Genomic DNA, 16,192 nt, shown 5'->3' with positions numbered 1-16,192 from the left:
AGATCTGATGTCGACTTGGCTACTTCTCGCGGATTGGTCGTGAGGCATCGGACACGTACGCGAGGATGTACACCGTACGAAGGATAGCGCTCACTGTTCGTATCTCTGATGATTGCGGTGAGCAACGCCTTCCGGGACACTTCGACTGACGACTCGTCGGGATGGTGCTGATGGTACTCCGGAAGGCCGGTACGGCCGCCGTCGCTGCGGGAGTTGTTGGTTTCGGGTTCATCGGGCTGGTGACGATAGGGACTTATGCGGCGAGTGGGACGCCGCAGCAGGCGGCGAATCGTTCCGCCCTGTCCCCCGGAACGGTCCCCGCGGCCTACCAGGAACCGATCCAGCGGTGGGGTGCGCTCTGCGCGGAGATCTCCCCGCCGATGCTCGCGGCGCAGCTGTACCAGGAGAGCGGTTTCGACCCCAAGGCGCGCTCCGGGGTCGGGGCGCAGGGCATGGCGCAGTTCATGCCGGGCACCTGGAGCTCGTACGCCACCGACGGCAACGGGGACGGCAGGGCGGACGTCTGGGACCCGCTGGACGCGATCGCCTCGGCCGCGACCTACGACTGCGCGATCGCCAAGCAGGTCGCGAAGGTCCCGGGCGACCCGCAGGCCAACCTGCTGGCCGCCTACAACGCCGGCGAGGGCGCGGTGCTCAAGTACAACGGGATCCCGCCGTACCGGGAGACCCAGGGCTACGTGCGGAACATCCAGGCGATGGCCCGCAGCTTCACCGCGCCGGTCTCGCCGACCGCGCCGCTGGAGGTGTCCGCGCAGTCGTCGGCCGCGATCTACTTCGCGCAGACCAAGCTCGGCACCCCGTACCTGTGGGGTGGCGAGGGCCTGCCCTCGCAGAACGGGCGGTTCGACTGCTCGGGCCTGACCCAGGCCGCGTTCGCCAGTGTGGGCATCACCCTGCCCCGGGTGGCCAACGACCAGTGGTACGCCGGGCCGCACCCGTCGCGGGACCAGCTGCGGCCGGGCGACCTGGTGTTCTGGGCGACGGACCTGAGCGATCCGCGGAGCATCCACCACGTCGGGATCTACGTCGGCGGCGGGTACATGATCAACGCGCCGCACACCGGCGCGGTGATCCGCTACGACAAGATCGACACCCGGGAGTACATCGGCGCGACCCGGGTCACCTCGGACGGCGCCCAGGCGCTGCCGACCCGCAACAACGACGGCGTGGTGAACGCCCCGAGCCGGCCGGGCGGGACGGAGCCCACCGCCCCGGCGGGAGGCCAGGGCGGCACCCAGGGCAGCGCGCCGGGCAGTGCTCCGAGCGGTGCTCCGGCAGCCTCCGGCCGGCCCGCGGCCGCCGCCCCGCCCGCGCAGGCCGGGCCGAGTCCCACCGGGACGGGAGGGTAGGCCCGAGGAGGCCGGGACGGCCGGGACCTGTGTGCGCGCCGTGGACGCTGAGTCACGTTTACATAACCGCGTGTTTCCATGGAACGCTGTGTCCCGGCGATGACGTTGGGTCCGGTGGCCCCCCGTCAGCTTTCGGCGCCGGGCCAGCCCCGGCGGGAACGTACAGGTGCAGTGGACCAGAAGGAGGTGCGGCGTGTCGACGCCGCTTGCCGACACGACCAACCCCGACCTCGACCTGCTCTACGCCGTCAACGGCCTGGCCAAGCGCTCCCCGCAGTGGCTTGACCACCTGGTCTCGTGGATCGGCGAGTACGGCATCCTGATCGGCCTGGCGATGCTGGGCCTGGTGGCCTGGCTCCAGGCCAGGCGCCGTCCGGACGCGCCGGTGGCGATGGCCGGGCTGCTCTGGGTGCCGCTCTCGGTGGCGGTCGCCGAGCTGGCGAACCTGCCGATCGCCGCGATCGTGAACCGCCCACGCCCCTTCGTCGACCATCCGGGGCTGCTGGTGCTGGTGGACGGCAAGGCCGGCACCCACTCCTTCGTCAGCGACCACTCGACCATGACGATGGGCGTCGCGGTGGCGCTGTTCCTGGTGAACCGCAGGCTGGGCTGGATCGCCGGCGGGCTGGCGCTGCTCCAGGGCTTCTGCCGGATGTTCATGGGCGTCCACTACCCGACCGACGTGATCGGCGGCTTCGCGCTGGCCGTCGCCGTGGTGCTGCTGCTGGCGCCGATCGCGATGGCGGTGCTGGTGCCGTTCTGCCACGCGCTGAGCCGGACGGCGGTCGCCCCGCTGATCCGGGCGCCCGAGCGCGGCGGCGCGGCCCGCGGCGGGGCCGGTCCGCGCGGCCGTCGGCGCGGGCGCGGGGCGGTGCGGGCCGGGGAGCAGCCGCCGGAGTCCGACCTCGCGGCCTGAGCCCGCGGGCGGACGCGGCCAGGCGGTCCAGGCGGTCAGTCCGGCTCGGCGCCGTTCCCGGCGAGGTGGTCGGCCCCCTCACGGCGGGCCAGGTCGCGCGAGCGGCGGGCCGGGGAGTACCAGCCGCAGCTGCAGGTCGCGAAGGCGAAGGAGCCGCGCTCGCTGATCACGAGGCGGTGTTCGGGCATCCTGGTGGTGCCGGGTGCGACCGGCAGCTCACTGTGCACGTGGTTCACCGTAACGCGCCGGACGCCCCCCGCGCGACGCTCCGGCGGTACCGGCCCCGTAACCCTTCGCGCCCCAACTCGTTTGCCCGGAAAGAGCTCTGCCCACCGGTGGTGTCCGGCGGGGCAGTCGGGCCCGAGGGGGTTGTCGCGAGGATGAAGATGACCGACCAGCAGCGCACCGGACGGCCGGCACGCCGGCCGGGTCCGCACCTGCGCTCGGCGGCCGGGGCCGCCCTGCTCGCCGCCGCCCTGGCCGCGGGGGCCGCCGGCTGCTCCGGAGGATCCGCCGACGGCTCCTCCGACCAGCAGTCGGCCGCGCCCGACCAGCTCGCCGCGGACCCGCTGACGGCGGTGCGCAACGCCGCCGACATCACCGGCCGCACCGGCTCCGCGCACACCGCGACGGAGCTGGTCACCGAGTCCGCCGAGAAGAAGGCCTCGTTCAGCGGCACGGGCGGCTACGACTACGTCAAGCGGATCGGCCGGCTGGAGGTCCAGGTGCCGCCGGGCGCGGCGACCACCGGGAAGATCGTCGAGGTGGTCCTGCCGGGCACCGTCTACCTCCAGAACAGCGGCGCCAAGGTCCCCGAGGGCAAGTGGGTCAAGCTGGACGTGCGTCAGCTGCCGGACGGCAACCTGGTCAGCAGCGGCGCCACCGACCCGGCCTCGGCGGCGGGGGCGCTGCGCGGGGCGCAGAAGGCGGAGGCGGTGGGCACCGAGACCGTCGACGGCGTCGCGCTGCACCACTACCGGGGCACCCTGGACCTGGCGAAGGCCGCCGACGCGACCGGCGGGCGGGGCGGGGACGGCCTGCGGACGGGCGCGCAGACCTTCACCGTCAAGGAGGTCCCGTACGACGCCTGGCTGGACGACCAGGGCCGGCTGCGCAAGGTGGTCGAGGTGTTCACCTTCGCCGGGGTGGCCGGGTCGAAGGAGCCCAAGGACCAGGTGAAGGTGACGTCGACGACCTCGTTGGCGGACTTCGGCAAGCCGGTGGAGGCGGCCGAGCCCGCGGCCTCGGACATCTACCAGATGAAGCCCACGGAGAGCCCGAAGTAGGGCGGGTCCGATGCTCCCGGGCGGCCGGGGCGAGACGGGGTGCGGCCGGGGCGGGTGGCCGTCCGGGGAGCGACGGCCACCCGTTTCGGCGGTGCCGAGATGGCCCGTCCGTGCCATGTGGACGGGCCCCGGAGTGCCTAGGCTGGGCTCCGGGTGGCTGCCGCCCGGGCTGGCGAGGCACTGAAGGGGTGGTGCAGGTGGTGTCGTCCACGGGCGGCCGCAGCGGCGGCCACGACGACGCGGCCCTCGACGAGATCGATCTGGCCGGGGAGCTGATGATCGCCGCGACGGCCAGCTCCGGCGACCGGCTGCCGACCGAGCGGATCGACGAGGTGCTGCTGGACCGGAGCGAACCCGGGCAGGCCGACCGGGAGGCCGACGGCTAGCGGGGCCCGCGCGGCGGGCCCCGGAGCGGCGGACGGCCGGCGGCTCAGCTGCGCAGCAGGCGGCTGATCGCGGCGGTGGCCTCGGCCACCTTGGCGTCCAGTTCGGCGCCGCCCTCCTCGGCGGCCGCGGCGACGCAGTGCCGCAGGTGCTCCTCCAGCAGGGAGAGCGCGAAGGACTGCAGCGCCTTGGTGCCGGCCGAGACCTGGGTGAGCACGTCGATGCAGTAGACGTCCTCGTCCACCATGCGCTGGAGGCCGCGGATCTGGCCCTCGATCCGGCGCAGCCGCTTGAGGTGGGCGTCCTTCTGCGCGCTGTAGCCGTGCGGGCCGTGGTGCCCGGCCGGGGCGTGGCCGGCGTGCGGGTCGGTCCCCTGCGCGTGCTCCGGCTCGGTGCGCGCTTGCGTGGTGGTCATCGGCCCCGCCTTCGTCTCAGTGCCTGGTGGCTGCGTCGGCCACCAGTGTCCAACACCAGGGCCCTCCGTGGTGTTCCGACGGCCGACCCGGCACGTGCCGCCGGGCCGGGAGCGGGGGTGGCCGGCGGTTCACCCGTCTGAGCGGCGCCCCGGTCTTCCGTACGCACGACGGGGACAATCCGGGCGAGGTTCCGTCAGACTGAGGGCTCCAGTCCGCACGTGGCGGTGCGGTCCGGATCAGCCGGTGCGGCAGCCGAACGGAAGGGGAGCTTCCGGCTCCTTCCCCGGCCCCCCGTTTGCGTGATTGCGCTTGGTTGCACCTAGCATCGTTCAGTCCCTACCCCGCACATCGGAGATTTCCGTGCGTTTTAGCCTGACCCCGAAGGAGACGAGCTTCTACGACATGTTCGCCGCCGCGGCGGAGAACCTCGTCGTCGGATCGAAGCTCCTCTTGGAGCTGCTGGGATCAGACGTGTCGGCCCGTGCGGAGATCGTCGAGCGCATGCGCGCCGCCGAGCACGCCGGGGACGACACCACCCACGCCGTCTTCCACCAGCTGAACTCGTCCTTCATCACGCCCTTCGACCGCGAGGACATCTACAGCCTCGCCTCGTCGCTGGACGACATCATGGACTTCATGGAGGAGGCCGTCGACCTGGTCGTCCTCTACGACATCCAGACCCTGCCGAAGGGCATCGAGCAGCAGATCGAGGTGCTGGCGCGCGCCGCGGAGCTCACCGCCGAGGCGATGCCGAACCTGCGCAGCATGTCCAACCTCACCGAGTACTGGATCGAGGTCAACCGGCTGGAGAACCAGGCCGACCAGATCCACCGCAAGCTGCTCGCCCACCTGTTCTCCGGTCAGTACGACGCCATCGAGGTCCTCAAGCTCAAGCAGGTCGTGGACGTCCTTGAGGAGGCGGCGGACGCGTTCGAACACGTCGCCAACACGGTGGAGACCATCGCCGTCAAGGAGTCCTGACCCTCGTGGACATGGCAGCACTCATCGCCGTCGTCGGCGTTGCGTTCTTCTTCACGTACACCAACGGCTTCCACGACTCGGCGAACGCGATCGCCACCTCGGTCTCCACCCGGGCGCTCACCCCCCGGGCGGCGCTGGCGATGGCCGCGGTGATGAACCTGGCCGGCGCGTTCCTCGGCAGCGGCGTGGCGCACACCGTCTCCAAGGGGATCATCGAGACCCCCACCGGCGACAAGGGCATGGTGATCCTGTTCGCCGCCCTGGTCGGGGCGATCGCCTGGAACCTGGTCACCTGGTACTTCGGCCTGCCGTCCTCCTCCTCGCACGCGCTGTTCGGCGGCATGGTGGGCGCGGCGATGGCCGGCGGCATCGACGTGATCTGGAGCGGGGTCCTCGACAAGATCGTCATCCCGATGATCGTCTCGCCGGTGGTCGGCCTGGTCGGCGGCTTCCTGGTGATGCTGGCGATCCTGTGGATCTTCCGCCGGGCCAACCCGCACAAGGCCAAGCGCAACTTCCGGGTCGCCCAGACCGCCTCGGCCGCCGCGATGGCGCTGGCGCACGGTCTCCAGGACGCCCAGAAGACCATGGGCATCGTGGTGATGGCGCTCACCATCTCCGGCCACCAGTCCGGCAACGGGATCCCGGTCTGGGTGAAGATCTCCTGCGCGACCATGCTCTCGCTGGGCACCTACGCGGGCGGCTGGCGGATCATGCGGACGCTCGGACGCAAGATCATCGAGCTGGACCCGCCGCAGGGCTTCGCCGCCGAGGCCACCGCCGCCACGGTCATGTACGTCACCTCGTTCGTCTTCAAGGCGCCGATCTCCACCACCCACGTGATCACCGCGGCGATCATGGGCGCGGGGGCCACCAAGCGGATCCGCGCGGTGCGCTGGGGCGTCGCGAAGAACATCGTGCTCGGCTGGTTCATCACGATGCCGGCGGCCGCGCTCGTCGCGGCGCTGGTGTACTGGTTCGCCCACCTGTTCTGGGGCTGACGGCCCCGCGGGACGCACGGAGCAGGACGCGCGGAGCAGGACGCACGAACGGACAGGGCCCGCCCCCACATCTCGGGGGCGGGCCCTTTTCCATGCCCCGTGGCGGCACCGCCATGCAGCACCACGGGACAGCTCGCGGTCCGTCACGCCGCTCGGCGCCGGGGCGCCGCCCGTGACGGGGCCGGTCTAGCCGAAGCGGCCGGAGATGTAGTCCTCGGTCGCCTGGACCTGCGGGTTGGAGAAGATCCGCTGGGTGTCGTCCAGCTCGACCAGCTTGCCCGGCTGGCCGACGCCGGCCAGGTTGAAGAAGGCGGTGCGGTCGCTGACGCGGGCCGCCTGCTGCATGTTGTGGGTCACGATGACGATGGTGAACTGCTCCTTCAGCTCGCCGATCAGGTCCTCGATGGCGAGGGTGGAGATCGGGTCGAGCGCGGAGCAGGGCTCGTCCATCAGCAGGACCTGGGGCTCGACCGCGATGGCGCGGGCGATGCACAGGCGCTGCTGCTGACCGCCGGAGAGGCCGGCCCCCGGCTTGTTCAGCCGGTTGTGGACCTCCTTCCAGAGGTTGGCGCCCTTCAGCGAGCGCTCCACCACCTCGTCCAGCACGGCCTTCTTCTTCACGCCGGCGAGCCGGAGACCGGCGATCACGTTGTCGTAGATCGACATGGTCGGGAACGGGTTCGGGCGCTGGAAGACCATGCCGACCGAGCGGCGCACGGCGACCGGGTCGACGTTGGAGGCGTACAGGTTCTCGTCGTCCAGGAGGACCTTGCCCTCGACCCGGGCGCCGGGGATCACCTCGTGCATCCGGTTGAGGGTCCGCAGGAAGGTGGACTTGCCGCAGCCGGAGGGGCCGATGAAGGCGGTCACCGAGCGGGGCTCGATGCTCATCGAGATGTCCTCGATGGCCTTGGTGGTGCCGTAGAAGGCCGACAGTCCGCTGACGTCGATACGCTTGGCCATGATCGTTGCTTCTCTCGTCTGTCTCGTACGTCAGTCGGTCGCTCAGTGCCCGCCCTTGGGCGAGCGCCAGCGCGCGATGCCCCGGGCGATGAGGTTGAGCCCCATCACGAAGGCGATCAGCACCAGCGCCGCGCCCCAGGCACGGGCGTAGCCGAAGTCGTTGTTGACCTGCGAGTACTGCTGCCAGATGTACATCGGCAGGGACTGCTGCGGGCCTTCGAACGGGTTGTTGTTGATGGAGTCGGCGCCGAACACCAGCATCATCACCGGGGCGGTCTCGCCCGTGATGCGGGCGACCGCGAGCATCACACCGGTGGTGATGCCGCCGATCGCGGTGGGGAGGACGATCCGCAGGATGGTCTTCCACTTCGGCACGCCGAGCGCGTACGAGGCCTCGCGCAGCTCGTTCGGGACGAGCTTGAGCATCTCCTCGGTGGACCGGACCACGACCGGCATCATCAGGATCGCCAGTGCGAGGCTGCCCGAGAAGCCGGAGTAGCTGAAGCCCAGCGCGAGGTTCCAGATCGAGAGGATGAACAGACCGGCGACGATCGACGGGATGCCCGTCATGACGTCGACGAAGAAGGTGACCGCCTTGGCGAGCGTGCCGCGGCCGTACTCGACCAGGTAGACGGCGGTCAGCAGACCGATCGGGGCGGCGATGGCGGTGGCCAGGCCGACCTGCTCCAGGGTGCCGATCAGCGCGTGGTAGATGCCGCCGCCGGGCCCGGACTGGATCACGCCCTTCATGGAGTGGCCCAGGAAGTTCCCGTCGACCACGTGGATGCCCTGCTGGACGGTGTAGACCGTCAGGGCGACCAGCGGGACGACGGCCAGGATGAAGGCGACCCAGACCACCGAGGTGGCGAACCGGTCCTTGGCCTGCCGACGGCCCTCGACCTGGGCCGAGAGGGTGTAGCTGATCAGGAGGAAGAGCAGGCCCGAGATCAGGCCCCACTGGAGGTGGCTGGCCAGCCCGCCGACCGCGCCGATCCCGCAGCCGAGGGCGATCGAGCCGGCGGCGACGGCGGCCGGGGCCCACTTGGGCAGGCGGTTGGCGGTCAGCGGACGGCCGACGGGCCGGGCGTCCTCGACGAGCGCGGTGACGGTCATGCGTTGGCCCCCGAGTACTCCTTGCGGCGGGCGATGATCAGTCGCGCGGCACCGTTCACCAGCAGGGTGATGACGAACAGGACGAGGCCGGAGGCCATCAGCGCGTTGCGGCCGTTGTCCCCGGCCTCGGCGAACTTCAGCGCGATGTTCTGCGCGAAGGTGCCGCCGCCGGCGTCGAGGATGTGCAGCGACAGGACGTTGCTGGCGGACAGCACCACCGCGACCGCGATGGTCTCGCCGAGCGCGCGGCCGAGGCCGAGCATCGAGGCCGAGATGATGCCGGGGCGGCCGAACGGCAGCACCGCGGTGCGGATCATCTCCCAGCGGGTCGCGCCGAGCGCGAGCGCCGCCTCCTCGTGCATCCGCGGCACCTGGCGGAACACCTCGCGGGAGACCGCGGTGATGATCGGCAGGACCATGATCGCCAGCAGGATGCCGACGGTGAACAGGTTGCGCGGGGTGCCGGTCCTGGTCTGGTCGAAGATGTACGTCCAGCCCAGGTACTCGTTGAGCCAGCTGGTCAGACCGTCCATGTGCGGCACGAGGAAGAGCGCGCCCCAGAGGCCGTAGACGATGCTGGGGACGGCGGCGAGCAGGTCGACCAGGTAGGCGAACGGCTGGGCGATCCGGCGCGGCGCGTAGTGCGAGATGAACAGCGCGATCCCGATGGCCACCGGGACGGCGATCGCCATCGCGATGACGGCGCTGACGATGGTGCCGAAGGCCAGGACGGCGATGCCGAAGACGGGCTTCGGGGCGTCCGGCGTCCACTCGAAGGAGGTGAGGAAGTTGCCTTCGTTGGTGCTCAGGGCCTGGACCGACCGCCAGGTCAGGAACGCCGCGATGGCGGCCATGATGACCAGCAGCAGGATGCCCGAGCCCCGGGCGAGGTTCATGAAGATCTTGTCGCCGACCCGGCTGTCGCGCGGCCGGCGTTCCCTGCCTCGCGGGGCGGCAGGGGAGGATGAAGTCATTGGTCTACTCCGGTCTGGTGGTGCCGCCCCGGAAGGGGGAACGGCACCATGGCGGCGGTGCCCCGGACGTGGTGCTGGGTGTGGTGCGTTCCGGTGGGGCGGCCCCGGCCCCCCTCGCTCACGGGGCCGCCCCACCGGGGGTCCTGTCGGGTCAGGCCAGGGTCGCGATGACGCCGTTGACCTTGTCGGTCACGGCCTTCGGCAGCGGGACGTAGCCCTTCTCGCCGACGGCCTTCTGGCCCGCGTCGCTGGCCGTGTAGGTCAGGAAGGACTTCAGGGTGTCGAGGGTCTCGGCCTTGTTGCCCTTGTCGCAGACGATCTCGTAGGTGATCAGGACCAGCGGGTAGGAGCCCTCGTCCTTGGTCGCGTAGTCGAGCTTCAGCGCGAGGTCGCTGCCGGTGCCGGCGGCCTGGGCCTTGGCGATGGTGCTGGCGGCGTTCTCGGCGGTGGCCGCGACCGGCTTGGAGGCGCCCGTGTTGATGTCGGCGCTCTTCAGGCTGTTGGTCTGGGCGTAGGCCAGCTCGACGTAGCTGATCGAGTTCTTGACCTGCTTCACCTGGGCCGAGACGCCGGCGCTGCCGTTGGCCGACTGGCCGCCCTTGGCCGCCCAGGCCTTGCCGGCCGGGTAGGTCCAGGCGCCGCCGCCGGCGGCGGCGAAGTACTTGGTCAGGTTCTCGGTGGTGCCGGCGTCGTCCGAGCGGTGGAAGGTCTGGATCTCCGCGTCCGGCAGCTTGGCGCCCGGGTTCAGGGCCGCGATCGCCGGGTCGTTCCACTTGGTGATCTGCGAGTCGAAGATCTTGGCGGAGGTCGGGCCGTCCAGGACCAGGTTGTCGACGCCGTCGACGTTGTAGACCAGCGAGATCAGACCGCCGACCATCGGCAGGTCGATGCCCTGGCCGCCGGTGCAGACCGCCTTGGAGGCGTCGACCTCGGCCGGCTTGAGGGCCGAGTCGGAGCCGGCGAACTGGATCTTGCCCTGGTTGAACTGCTGGATGCCGGCACCGGAGCCGCCACCCTGGTAGTTGATCGTGCTGCCGGAGCAGGCGGCGGCGAAGCTGGTCTTCCAGACGTCCATCGCCGCGGTCTGCGCGGTCGAACCGGCGGCGATCAGCGAACCGGCCTTGCCACAGTTGATCGCGCTGGTCGCGGCGGAGCCGTTGGAGCCACCGGACGCGGTCGTGTTGTTGTTGTTGTCCGACCCGCAGGCGGCGAGCGACAGCGAGCTGACGAGCGCCATGGCACCGATCGCGAGGGCCTTGGAGCGGCCGTTCCGCTGGAGCTTCACAGGGGTGTCCCTTTCTGTGGCATTGCCCTTGGCGTGCGCCGTACGCGTACGGCCCAGCGCGGGTTTTGCTGTGGTCCGGGGCCCGTGCGGCCCTCCGGTGGTCCCGAAGTTAGGCCGGGTAAGTGACACGACAGCCGGTCGCAAGTGAACGGCGAGTGAACCTCGAACGGATGACAGGAAACTACGTCAGGTAGTAACGGTTGCGTCACGGGGAGGGCGCGACGAGATCACTTCCACCGTTCCTTCACCGGCCCGGCCCCCGCGGCCCGCACCGGCTCCGCCCCCAGGACCGCCAGCAGGGCGTCGACCAGCAGCCGGTCCTGGTCGTGGGTGAGCCGTGCGCGCGCCTTCCCGGCCGGCAGCCAGTCCAGCCGGTCCACCTCCCGGTTGGGCCGGAAGGACCCGCTCGACGGCACCGCCGCCCAGTAGCGGACCTCCTTCGGACGGCCCTGTACCCGGTAGTGCTGGGTGGGCAGCTCCGGGCCCAGCAGGCAGTGGAACCCGGTCTCCTCCCGGACCTCGCGCAGCGCCGCCTCGGCCATCCCCTCACCGGCTTCGAGCTTGCCCTTCGGCAGGCTCCAGTCGTCGTACTTGGGCCGGTGGACCAGCGCGATCCGCGGCCGCCCCAGCCGGCCGCTCTTCTTCGGCCGGCCCGGCAGCCACAGCACCGCGCCCGCCGCCAGGATCACCGGGCCGTGCCCCGCACCGGCCGCCGCCCGGCCGGTGCGGGGGCGCTCGCCCACCTCAGACCGTCCGGGGTGCGACGGAGTGCCCCCAGGCGTCGGCCGGGACGAGCTCCAGCCAGCCGTCCGGGCCGGGCGGCAGGTCCGGCCAGCGGCGGCCGACGGCGTACCGCGCCGACTCCACCTCCAGCCGCTGGTCGGCGTGCACCACGCCCAGGACGTACGCGGTCGCCGGGGTGATCCGCGGGGTGCGCGCCGCGGTGGCGGCGGTGACGGCGGCGTCCGCCGCCTCCTGCTGCCGGTCCAACACCGCGTCCAGCCCGTCCAGCTCGGAGGAGGCGCGGCCGCACACCTCCAGCACGTACCGGGCCCGCTTCACCAGGATCCGCAACCGCGCCCAGGGCGCGTCGTCGGCCGCCAGCGCGGTGTCCGCGTCCGTCGCCCCGCGGGACGCCGGCACCGCGCCCAGCCGGCGCAGCCCGTCCCCGCCGTACGGCGTCGCGGCCCGCTGCAGCGGCAGCTGCTGGGCGCCCGCGGACAGCGCGGCGAACGCGGCGGCGGCCTGCGGCAGCAGCACGGCCGGGGCCCGGCCGTCCGCCGAGTCCAGCAGCGGCGCCTCGCCGACCAGCAGGGTCATCCGGTCCGCCAGCGCGTGCAGCCGGGCGGAGCGGAGCTCCTGGAGCACGGTGGAGTGCGCCCTGGTCCGGGCCAGGGTCAGCTGCCGGTCCAGCAGCGCGCGCGCCTTGGGGGCGCCCGCGTGGCCGGCCAGCATGCCCGTCCCCTCCGGGTCGGTGCCGCTCAGCAGGTCCAGCGCGCCCAGCAGCCGGGCCGAGCGGCGGACGTAGCCGGGCTCCAGCGCCAGCAGGTTGAGCAGCCAGCGCAGCTCGGTGCGCGACTCCTGCGCCCAGGTCTGTTCGAAGACCGAGCCGAAGGTGTGCAGCAGCCCGCCGATCCGCCGGACGGCCCGCAGCAGGTCCGAGGTGCCGGCCGACGGGACGGTCGAGGCCGTCCCGGGTCTGGCACCGACCTCGCCCACCGCCAGCGGCAGCGCGCGCAGGAAGGCGCCGGCCTGGACGGTGAGGTGGCGGGAGAGGATGTCCCCGGCGGTCGCTGTGGAGGCCGCCTGGGCCGTCATCGGCGCTTCGGTCATGGCGTGGTAGATCCCCGTTCCCCCGGGGCGGTCCCCCGGAGCTGGTGGCCGACCGCCGGAACAGGTCCCCTTCGGGCCCGAGGGGCCCGACTGCTCCGGCGGCTCGCATCAGTGGGCGCGTCAGCGCGAGGTGGCGGCCCTGCGGCGCTGGCGCGAGTCGATCAGCAGGTCCTGGACGTGTCGCAGCGGCCGGCCCTCGGCGTCCTGCGAGTGCCTGGTCCAGGCGCCGTCCGGCCCCAGGTGCCAGGACTCGGTCTCGTCCGACACCCCGAGGTCGATCAGCCCGGACAGCTCGGCGCGGTGTGCCGGATCGGTGATCCGCAGCAGCGCCTCGATCCGGCGGTCCAGGTTGCGGTGCATCATGTCGGCGCTGCCGATCCAGACCTCCGGATCGCCGTTGTTGCCGAACACGAAGATCCGGGAGTGCTCCAGGAAGCGGCCCAGGACGCTGCGGACCCGGATGTTCTCGCTCAGCCCCGGCACGCCCGGGCGGATCGCGCAGATCCCGCGCACCCAGACGTCCACCGGCACCCCCGCCTGGGAGGCCCGGTACAGCGCGTCGATCACGGCCTCGTCGACGATCGAGTTGACCTTGACCTTCACGTAGGCCGGACGGCCCGCCCGGTGGTGGGCGATCTCGTTGTGGATCCGCGCGACCAGCCCGTCGCGCAGGCCGCGCGGGGCGGTCAGCAGACGGCGGTAGGACTCGCGGCGCGAGTAGCCGGAGAGCCGGTTGAACAGGTCCGAGAGGTCCGCGCCGACCTGCGGGTCGGAGGTGAGCAGGCCGAGGTCCTCGTACAGCCGGGCCGTCTTCGGGTGGTAGTTGCCGGTGCCGACGTGCGAGTAGCGGCGCAGGGTGTCGCCCTCCTGCCGGACCACCAGCGAGAGCTTGCAGTGCGTCTTCAGCCCGACCAGGCCGTACACCACGTGGCAGCCGGACTCCTCCAGCTTGCGGGCCCACTTGATGTTGGCCTGCTCGTCGAAGCGCGCCTTGATCTCGACCAGCACCAGCACCTGCTTGCCGGACTCGGCCGCGTCGATCAGCGCGTCGACGATCGGCGAGTCGCCGGAGGTGCGGTACAGGGTCTGCTTGATCGCCAGCACGTCCGGGTCGGCGGCGGCCTGCTCCAGGAAGGCCTGCACCGAGGTGGAGAAGCTGTCGTACGGGTGGTGCAGCAGGACGTCGCGCTCGCGCATCGCGGCGAAGATGTCCGGCTGGGAGGCCGACTCGACGTCGGTCAGCCCGCGGGCCGTGCCGGCCACGAACTTCGGGTACCTCAACTCCGGGCGGTCCAGCTCGGCGATCCCGAACAGCCCGGTCAGATCCAGCGGCCCGGGCAGCGGGAAGACCTCCGCCTCGGTGATGTTCAGCTCCCGCACCAGCAGGTCCAGGATGTACGGGTCGATCGACTCCTCGACCTCCAGCCGGACCGGCGGGCCGAAGCGCCGCCGCATCAGCTCCTTCTCCAGGGCCTTGAGGATGTTCTCGGTGTCGTCCTCCTCCACCTCCAGGTCCTCGTTGCGGGTGACGCGGAAGGCGTGGTGGGCCAGCACCTCCATCCCCGGGAAGAGCTCCTCCAGGTGGGCGCCCATGACGTCCTCCAGCGGGACGTACCGCTGGGGCGAGGCCTCCAGGAAGCGGGCCAGCGACTGCGGCACCTTGACCCGCGCGAAGTGCTTGTGCCCGGAGACCGGGTTGCGCACCACGACGGCCAGGTTCAGCGAGAGTCCCGATATGTACGGGAAGGGGTGCGCCGGGTCGACGGCCAGCGGGGTCAGCACGGGGAAGATCTTCTGCCGGAACAGCGTGTGCAGCCGGGCCTGCTCCTTCTCGGCCAGCTCCGACCAGCGGACCAGCTCGATGCCCTCGGCGGCGAGGTCCGGCAGCACCTCCTGCTGGAAGGCGGCGGCGTGGCGGGCCATCAGCTCGCGCGAGCGGGTCCAGATCAGGTCCAGCACCTCGCGCGGCTGGAGGCCGGAGGCACTGCGCGTGGCGACGCCGGTGGCGATCCGGCGCTTGAGGCCGGCCACCCGGACCATGAAGAACTCGTCCAGGTTGCTCGCGAAGATCGCCAGGAACTTCGCCCGTTCCAGCAGCGGGATGCCCGGGTCCTCGGCCAGCTCCAGGACCCGCTCGTTGAACGCGAGCCAACTGCGCTCGCGGTCCAGGAAGCGGCCCTGCGGCAGCGCTTCGAACTCCTCTTCGTCCGTGGCCGGCAGCTCCGGCGGGATCCCCAGCGCGCTGGACATCCGGGCCGGGGGCGACAGCGGGGCAGAGACGGGGCGGGGGATGCTCATGGGCTCCAGCTCCTCCAGCAGCAGGACGGCGTCCGGACGCGATGGGCTCTGCGGGCCGTCGCCCTCGCCCCGGGCCGGACCCGGGGACAGCACCCACCCTCCGGGCGCGGTCCGTACAGGACCGGCCGGTGCGTGGCGGTCGACTCTGCACGAGCGAGACACTACGGACTTCATCCTGTGATCTTCGCGGCAGCAATTGAATCCACGGTAAACACCGCATGGCCGGGAGGAAAGCTGAGTCGGTCGGGGCAAGGGGTTAAGCCGTCCCGTACCCCGTCCGTTCCCTGGTCCGTGCCCCGGTCCGGGGGTGTTCCGGGGGCGTTCCGGCCGACGGCGGCTACCGGCGGCTAGGCGGGGCGGGGCGCCCGGTACGGGGCCCGGTACATGAGGTCCACCTCGTGGACGGTGAACGCCAGGCGTTCGTACACCCGCACGGCCACCGGGTTGTCGGCGTCGACGTAGAGGAGGACGGCACCCAGTCCGCGCTCGCCGGGGCCGGTGCCGGTCAGGTGGCGAAGGCCCGCCGCGGTCAGTGCCCGGCCGAGGCCGCTGCCCTGCTCCGCCGGGTCCACGCCGACCACGTACACCTCGCCGAGCTCGGGCTCGGTGGCGGTGGCCGGGTGCACCTTGGTCCAGTGGAAGCCGACCACCTTGCCGTCCCGGGTGGCGAGGAAGAAGCCGGCCGGGTCGAACCAGGGCTCGGCGATCCGCTCGGCCAGGTCCTGCTCGGTCCAGGTGCCCTGCTCGGGGTGGTGGGCGAAGGCCAGGGCGTTCAGCCGCAGCCACTCGGCGTCGTCCTCCCCCGGGCGGAAGGTCCGGAGCTCGATGCCCGCGGGGACGACCACGTCCTCGGTCTGCGGGCCGGGCCGGCGCATCTGGCGCAGTTCGCGGACCAGCTCCGCGCCGTACGCCTCGGCCAGGTGCCGGGCCGCCGGGTGGCCGCCGTGCACCCAGAAGTCCACCGCCTCGCGCCCCGCGCGGTGGGCCTGTGCCAGGACGGCGTCCACCAGCGGACGGGCCAGGCCGCGACCGCGGACGGCGGGATCGACCACCAGCTCGGCGGCGGGGTTGGCGGCCGGGTTCTCCGGCACCTCCAGCTGGCCGTAGCCGAGGACGGCTCCGGTTTCGGACTCGGATCCGGCCCCGGATTCGGTCTCTACGAGATGGATGACGCCCGGGCGCGGAGTCTCCGCGTTCCGCAGCCGGAGCCGGCCCTGCTCGGACACGGCGGCCCGGCCGTCCACCGCCTGGGCCTCCGCCAGAACACGCAGGGCGCCGTCGCGCTGCGCGGGCCGGAGCACATCGTTCGCAATGACCGCTGTCTGATCGTCCATGCCCTGACGATACGTCACCGGAAATGCGAAGAACCCCC

Annotated in this window: 16 protein-coding genes; 6 read left to right on the top strand and 10 right to left on the bottom strand. The window is 71.8% G+C overall.

The window, feature by feature from the left end; genetic code table 11:
- Positions 1 to 170 precede the first annotated feature (170 nt).
- Both AMK13_RS39950 and AMK13_RS39945 read left to right on the top strand, forming a co-directional pair.
- Entirely contained in the window at positions 171 to 1,370 is a 1,200-nt protein-coding gene (locus AMK13_RS39950; protein WP_074006442.1) for a C40 family peptidase, read from the top strand.
- A 193-nt stretch (positions 1,371 to 1,563) separates the two neighbouring features.
- A complete protein-coding gene (locus AMK13_RS39945; protein WP_074006422.1) occupies positions 1,564 to 2,286 on the top strand; it encodes a phosphatase PAP2 family protein in 723 nt (240 codons plus the stop codon).
- 35 nt (positions 2,287 to 2,321) lie between these two features.
- Here AMK13_RS39945 and AMK13_RS39940 read toward each other — a convergent pair whose 3' ends face one another.
- Complete coding sequence (locus AMK13_RS39940; protein ID WP_143204767.1) at positions 2,322 to 2,513, bottom strand: hypothetical protein; 192 nt, start codon at positions 2,511 to 2,513, stop codon at positions 2,322 to 2,324.
- A 159-nt stretch (positions 2,514 to 2,672) separates the two neighbouring features.
- Between AMK13_RS39940 and AMK13_RS39935 the strand changes: the two genes are divergently transcribed.
- Together AMK13_RS39935 and AMK13_RS42685 are read left to right on the top strand one after the other, a co-directional pair.
- Positions 2,673 to 3,572 carry a hypothetical protein gene (locus AMK13_RS39935; RefSeq protein WP_079272945.1) on the top strand — a complete coding sequence of 300 codons (900 nt, stop codon included), beginning with the start codon at positions 2,673 to 2,675 and terminating at the stop codon, positions 3,570 to 3,572.
- A gap of 197 nt (positions 3,573 to 3,769) precedes the next feature.
- Positions 3,770 to 3,958: a hypothetical protein gene (locus AMK13_RS42685; RefSeq protein ID WP_049655983.1), complete on the top strand. Its 189-nt coding sequence runs from the start codon at positions 3,770 to 3,772 to the stop codon at positions 3,956 to 3,958.
- A 44-nt stretch (positions 3,959 to 4,002) separates the two neighbouring features.
- Here AMK13_RS42685 and AMK13_RS39925 read toward each other — a convergent pair whose 3' ends face one another.
- Positions 4,003 to 4,371: a metal-sensitive transcriptional regulator gene (locus tag AMK13_RS39925; protein WP_049655968.1), complete on the bottom strand. Its 369-nt coding sequence runs from the start codon at positions 4,369 to 4,371 to the stop codon at positions 4,003 to 4,005.
- 361 nt (positions 4,372 to 4,732) lie between these two features.
- Here AMK13_RS39925 and AMK13_RS39920 point away from each other — a divergent pair, with 361 nt between their 5' ends.
- Together AMK13_RS39920 and AMK13_RS39915 are read left to right on the top strand one after the other, a co-directional pair.
- The gene (locus AMK13_RS39920) at positions 4,733 to 5,353 is read left to right on the top strand and encodes a DUF47 domain-containing protein (RefSeq protein WP_030059626.1); all 621 of its coding nucleotides are present in this window, start codon (positions 4,733 to 4,735) and stop codon (positions 5,351 to 5,353) included.
- 5 nt (positions 5,354 to 5,358) lie between these two features.
- Positions 5,359 to 6,354 (top strand): inorganic phosphate transporter, encoded by a 996-nt coding sequence (locus AMK13_RS39915; RefSeq protein WP_049655972.1) that lies wholly within the window; start codon positions 5,359 to 5,361, stop codon positions 6,352 to 6,354.
- Between the two features lie 186 nt (positions 6,355 to 6,540).
- On the opposite strand, the gene pstB is transcribed toward AMK13_RS39915, so the two are convergent.
- The 8 genes from pstB to mshD form a co-directional block, all read right to left on the bottom strand.
- Positions 6,541 to 7,317 carry a phosphate ABC transporter ATP-binding protein PstB gene (gene pstB / locus AMK13_RS39910; protein WP_049655974.1) on the bottom strand — a complete coding sequence of 259 codons (777 nt, stop codon included), beginning with the start codon at positions 7,315 to 7,317 and terminating at the stop codon, positions 6,541 to 6,543.
- Positions 7,318 to 7,359: 42 nt separating this feature from the next.
- Positions 7,360 to 8,430 (bottom strand): phosphate ABC transporter permease PstA, encoded by a 1,071-nt coding sequence (gene pstA / locus AMK13_RS39905; protein WP_049655976.1) that lies wholly within the window; start codon positions 8,428 to 8,430, stop codon positions 7,360 to 7,362.
- Positions 8,427 to 9,404, bottom strand: a complete 978-nt coding sequence (gene pstC / locus AMK13_RS39900) for a phosphate ABC transporter permease subunit PstC (protein WP_049655977.1) — start codon at positions 9,402 to 9,404, stop codon at positions 8,427 to 8,429. The genes pstA and pstC overlap by 4 nt, the downstream gene beginning before the upstream one ends.
- A 151-nt stretch (positions 9,405 to 9,555) precedes the next feature.
- Positions 9,556 to 10,689 (bottom strand): phosphate ABC transporter substrate-binding protein PstS, encoded by a 1,134-nt coding sequence (pstS, locus tag AMK13_RS39895; RefSeq protein WP_049655979.1) that lies wholly within the window; start codon positions 10,687 to 10,689, stop codon positions 9,556 to 9,558.
- A 227-nt stretch (positions 10,690 to 10,916) separates the two neighbouring features.
- Positions 10,917 to 11,432 carry an NUDIX hydrolase gene (locus AMK13_RS39890; protein ID WP_049655980.1) on the bottom strand — a complete coding sequence of 172 codons (516 nt, stop codon included), beginning with the start codon at positions 11,430 to 11,432 and terminating at the stop codon, positions 10,917 to 10,919.
- Position 11,433: 1 nt separating this feature from the next.
- Complete coding sequence (locus AMK13_RS39885) at positions 11,434 to 12,522, bottom strand: CHAD domain-containing protein (RefSeq protein WP_074006420.1); 1,089 nt, start codon at positions 12,520 to 12,522, stop codon at positions 11,434 to 11,436.
- 120 nt (positions 12,523 to 12,642) lie between these two features.
- Positions 12,643 to 14,820, bottom strand: a complete 2,178-nt coding sequence (locus AMK13_RS39880) for an RNA degradosome polyphosphate kinase (RefSeq protein ID WP_074006440.1) — start codon at positions 14,818 to 14,820, stop codon at positions 12,643 to 12,645.
- Positions 14,821 to 15,167: 347 nt separating this feature from the next.
- Entirely contained in the window at positions 15,168 to 16,154 is a 987-nt protein-coding gene (gene mshD / locus AMK13_RS39875; RefSeq protein ID WP_074006419.1) for a mycothiol synthase, read from the bottom strand.
- Positions 16,155 to 16,192 lie beyond the last annotated feature (38 nt).

It is taken from the genome of Streptomyces sp. CB02056, from assembly GCF_001905545.1.
Lineage (GTDB): Bacteria > Actinomycetota > Actinomycetes > Streptomycetales > Streptomycetaceae > Kitasatospora.
Note: the sequence above shows the minus strand (reverse complement) of the source record. Positions and strands in the feature narration are given on the sequence as shown.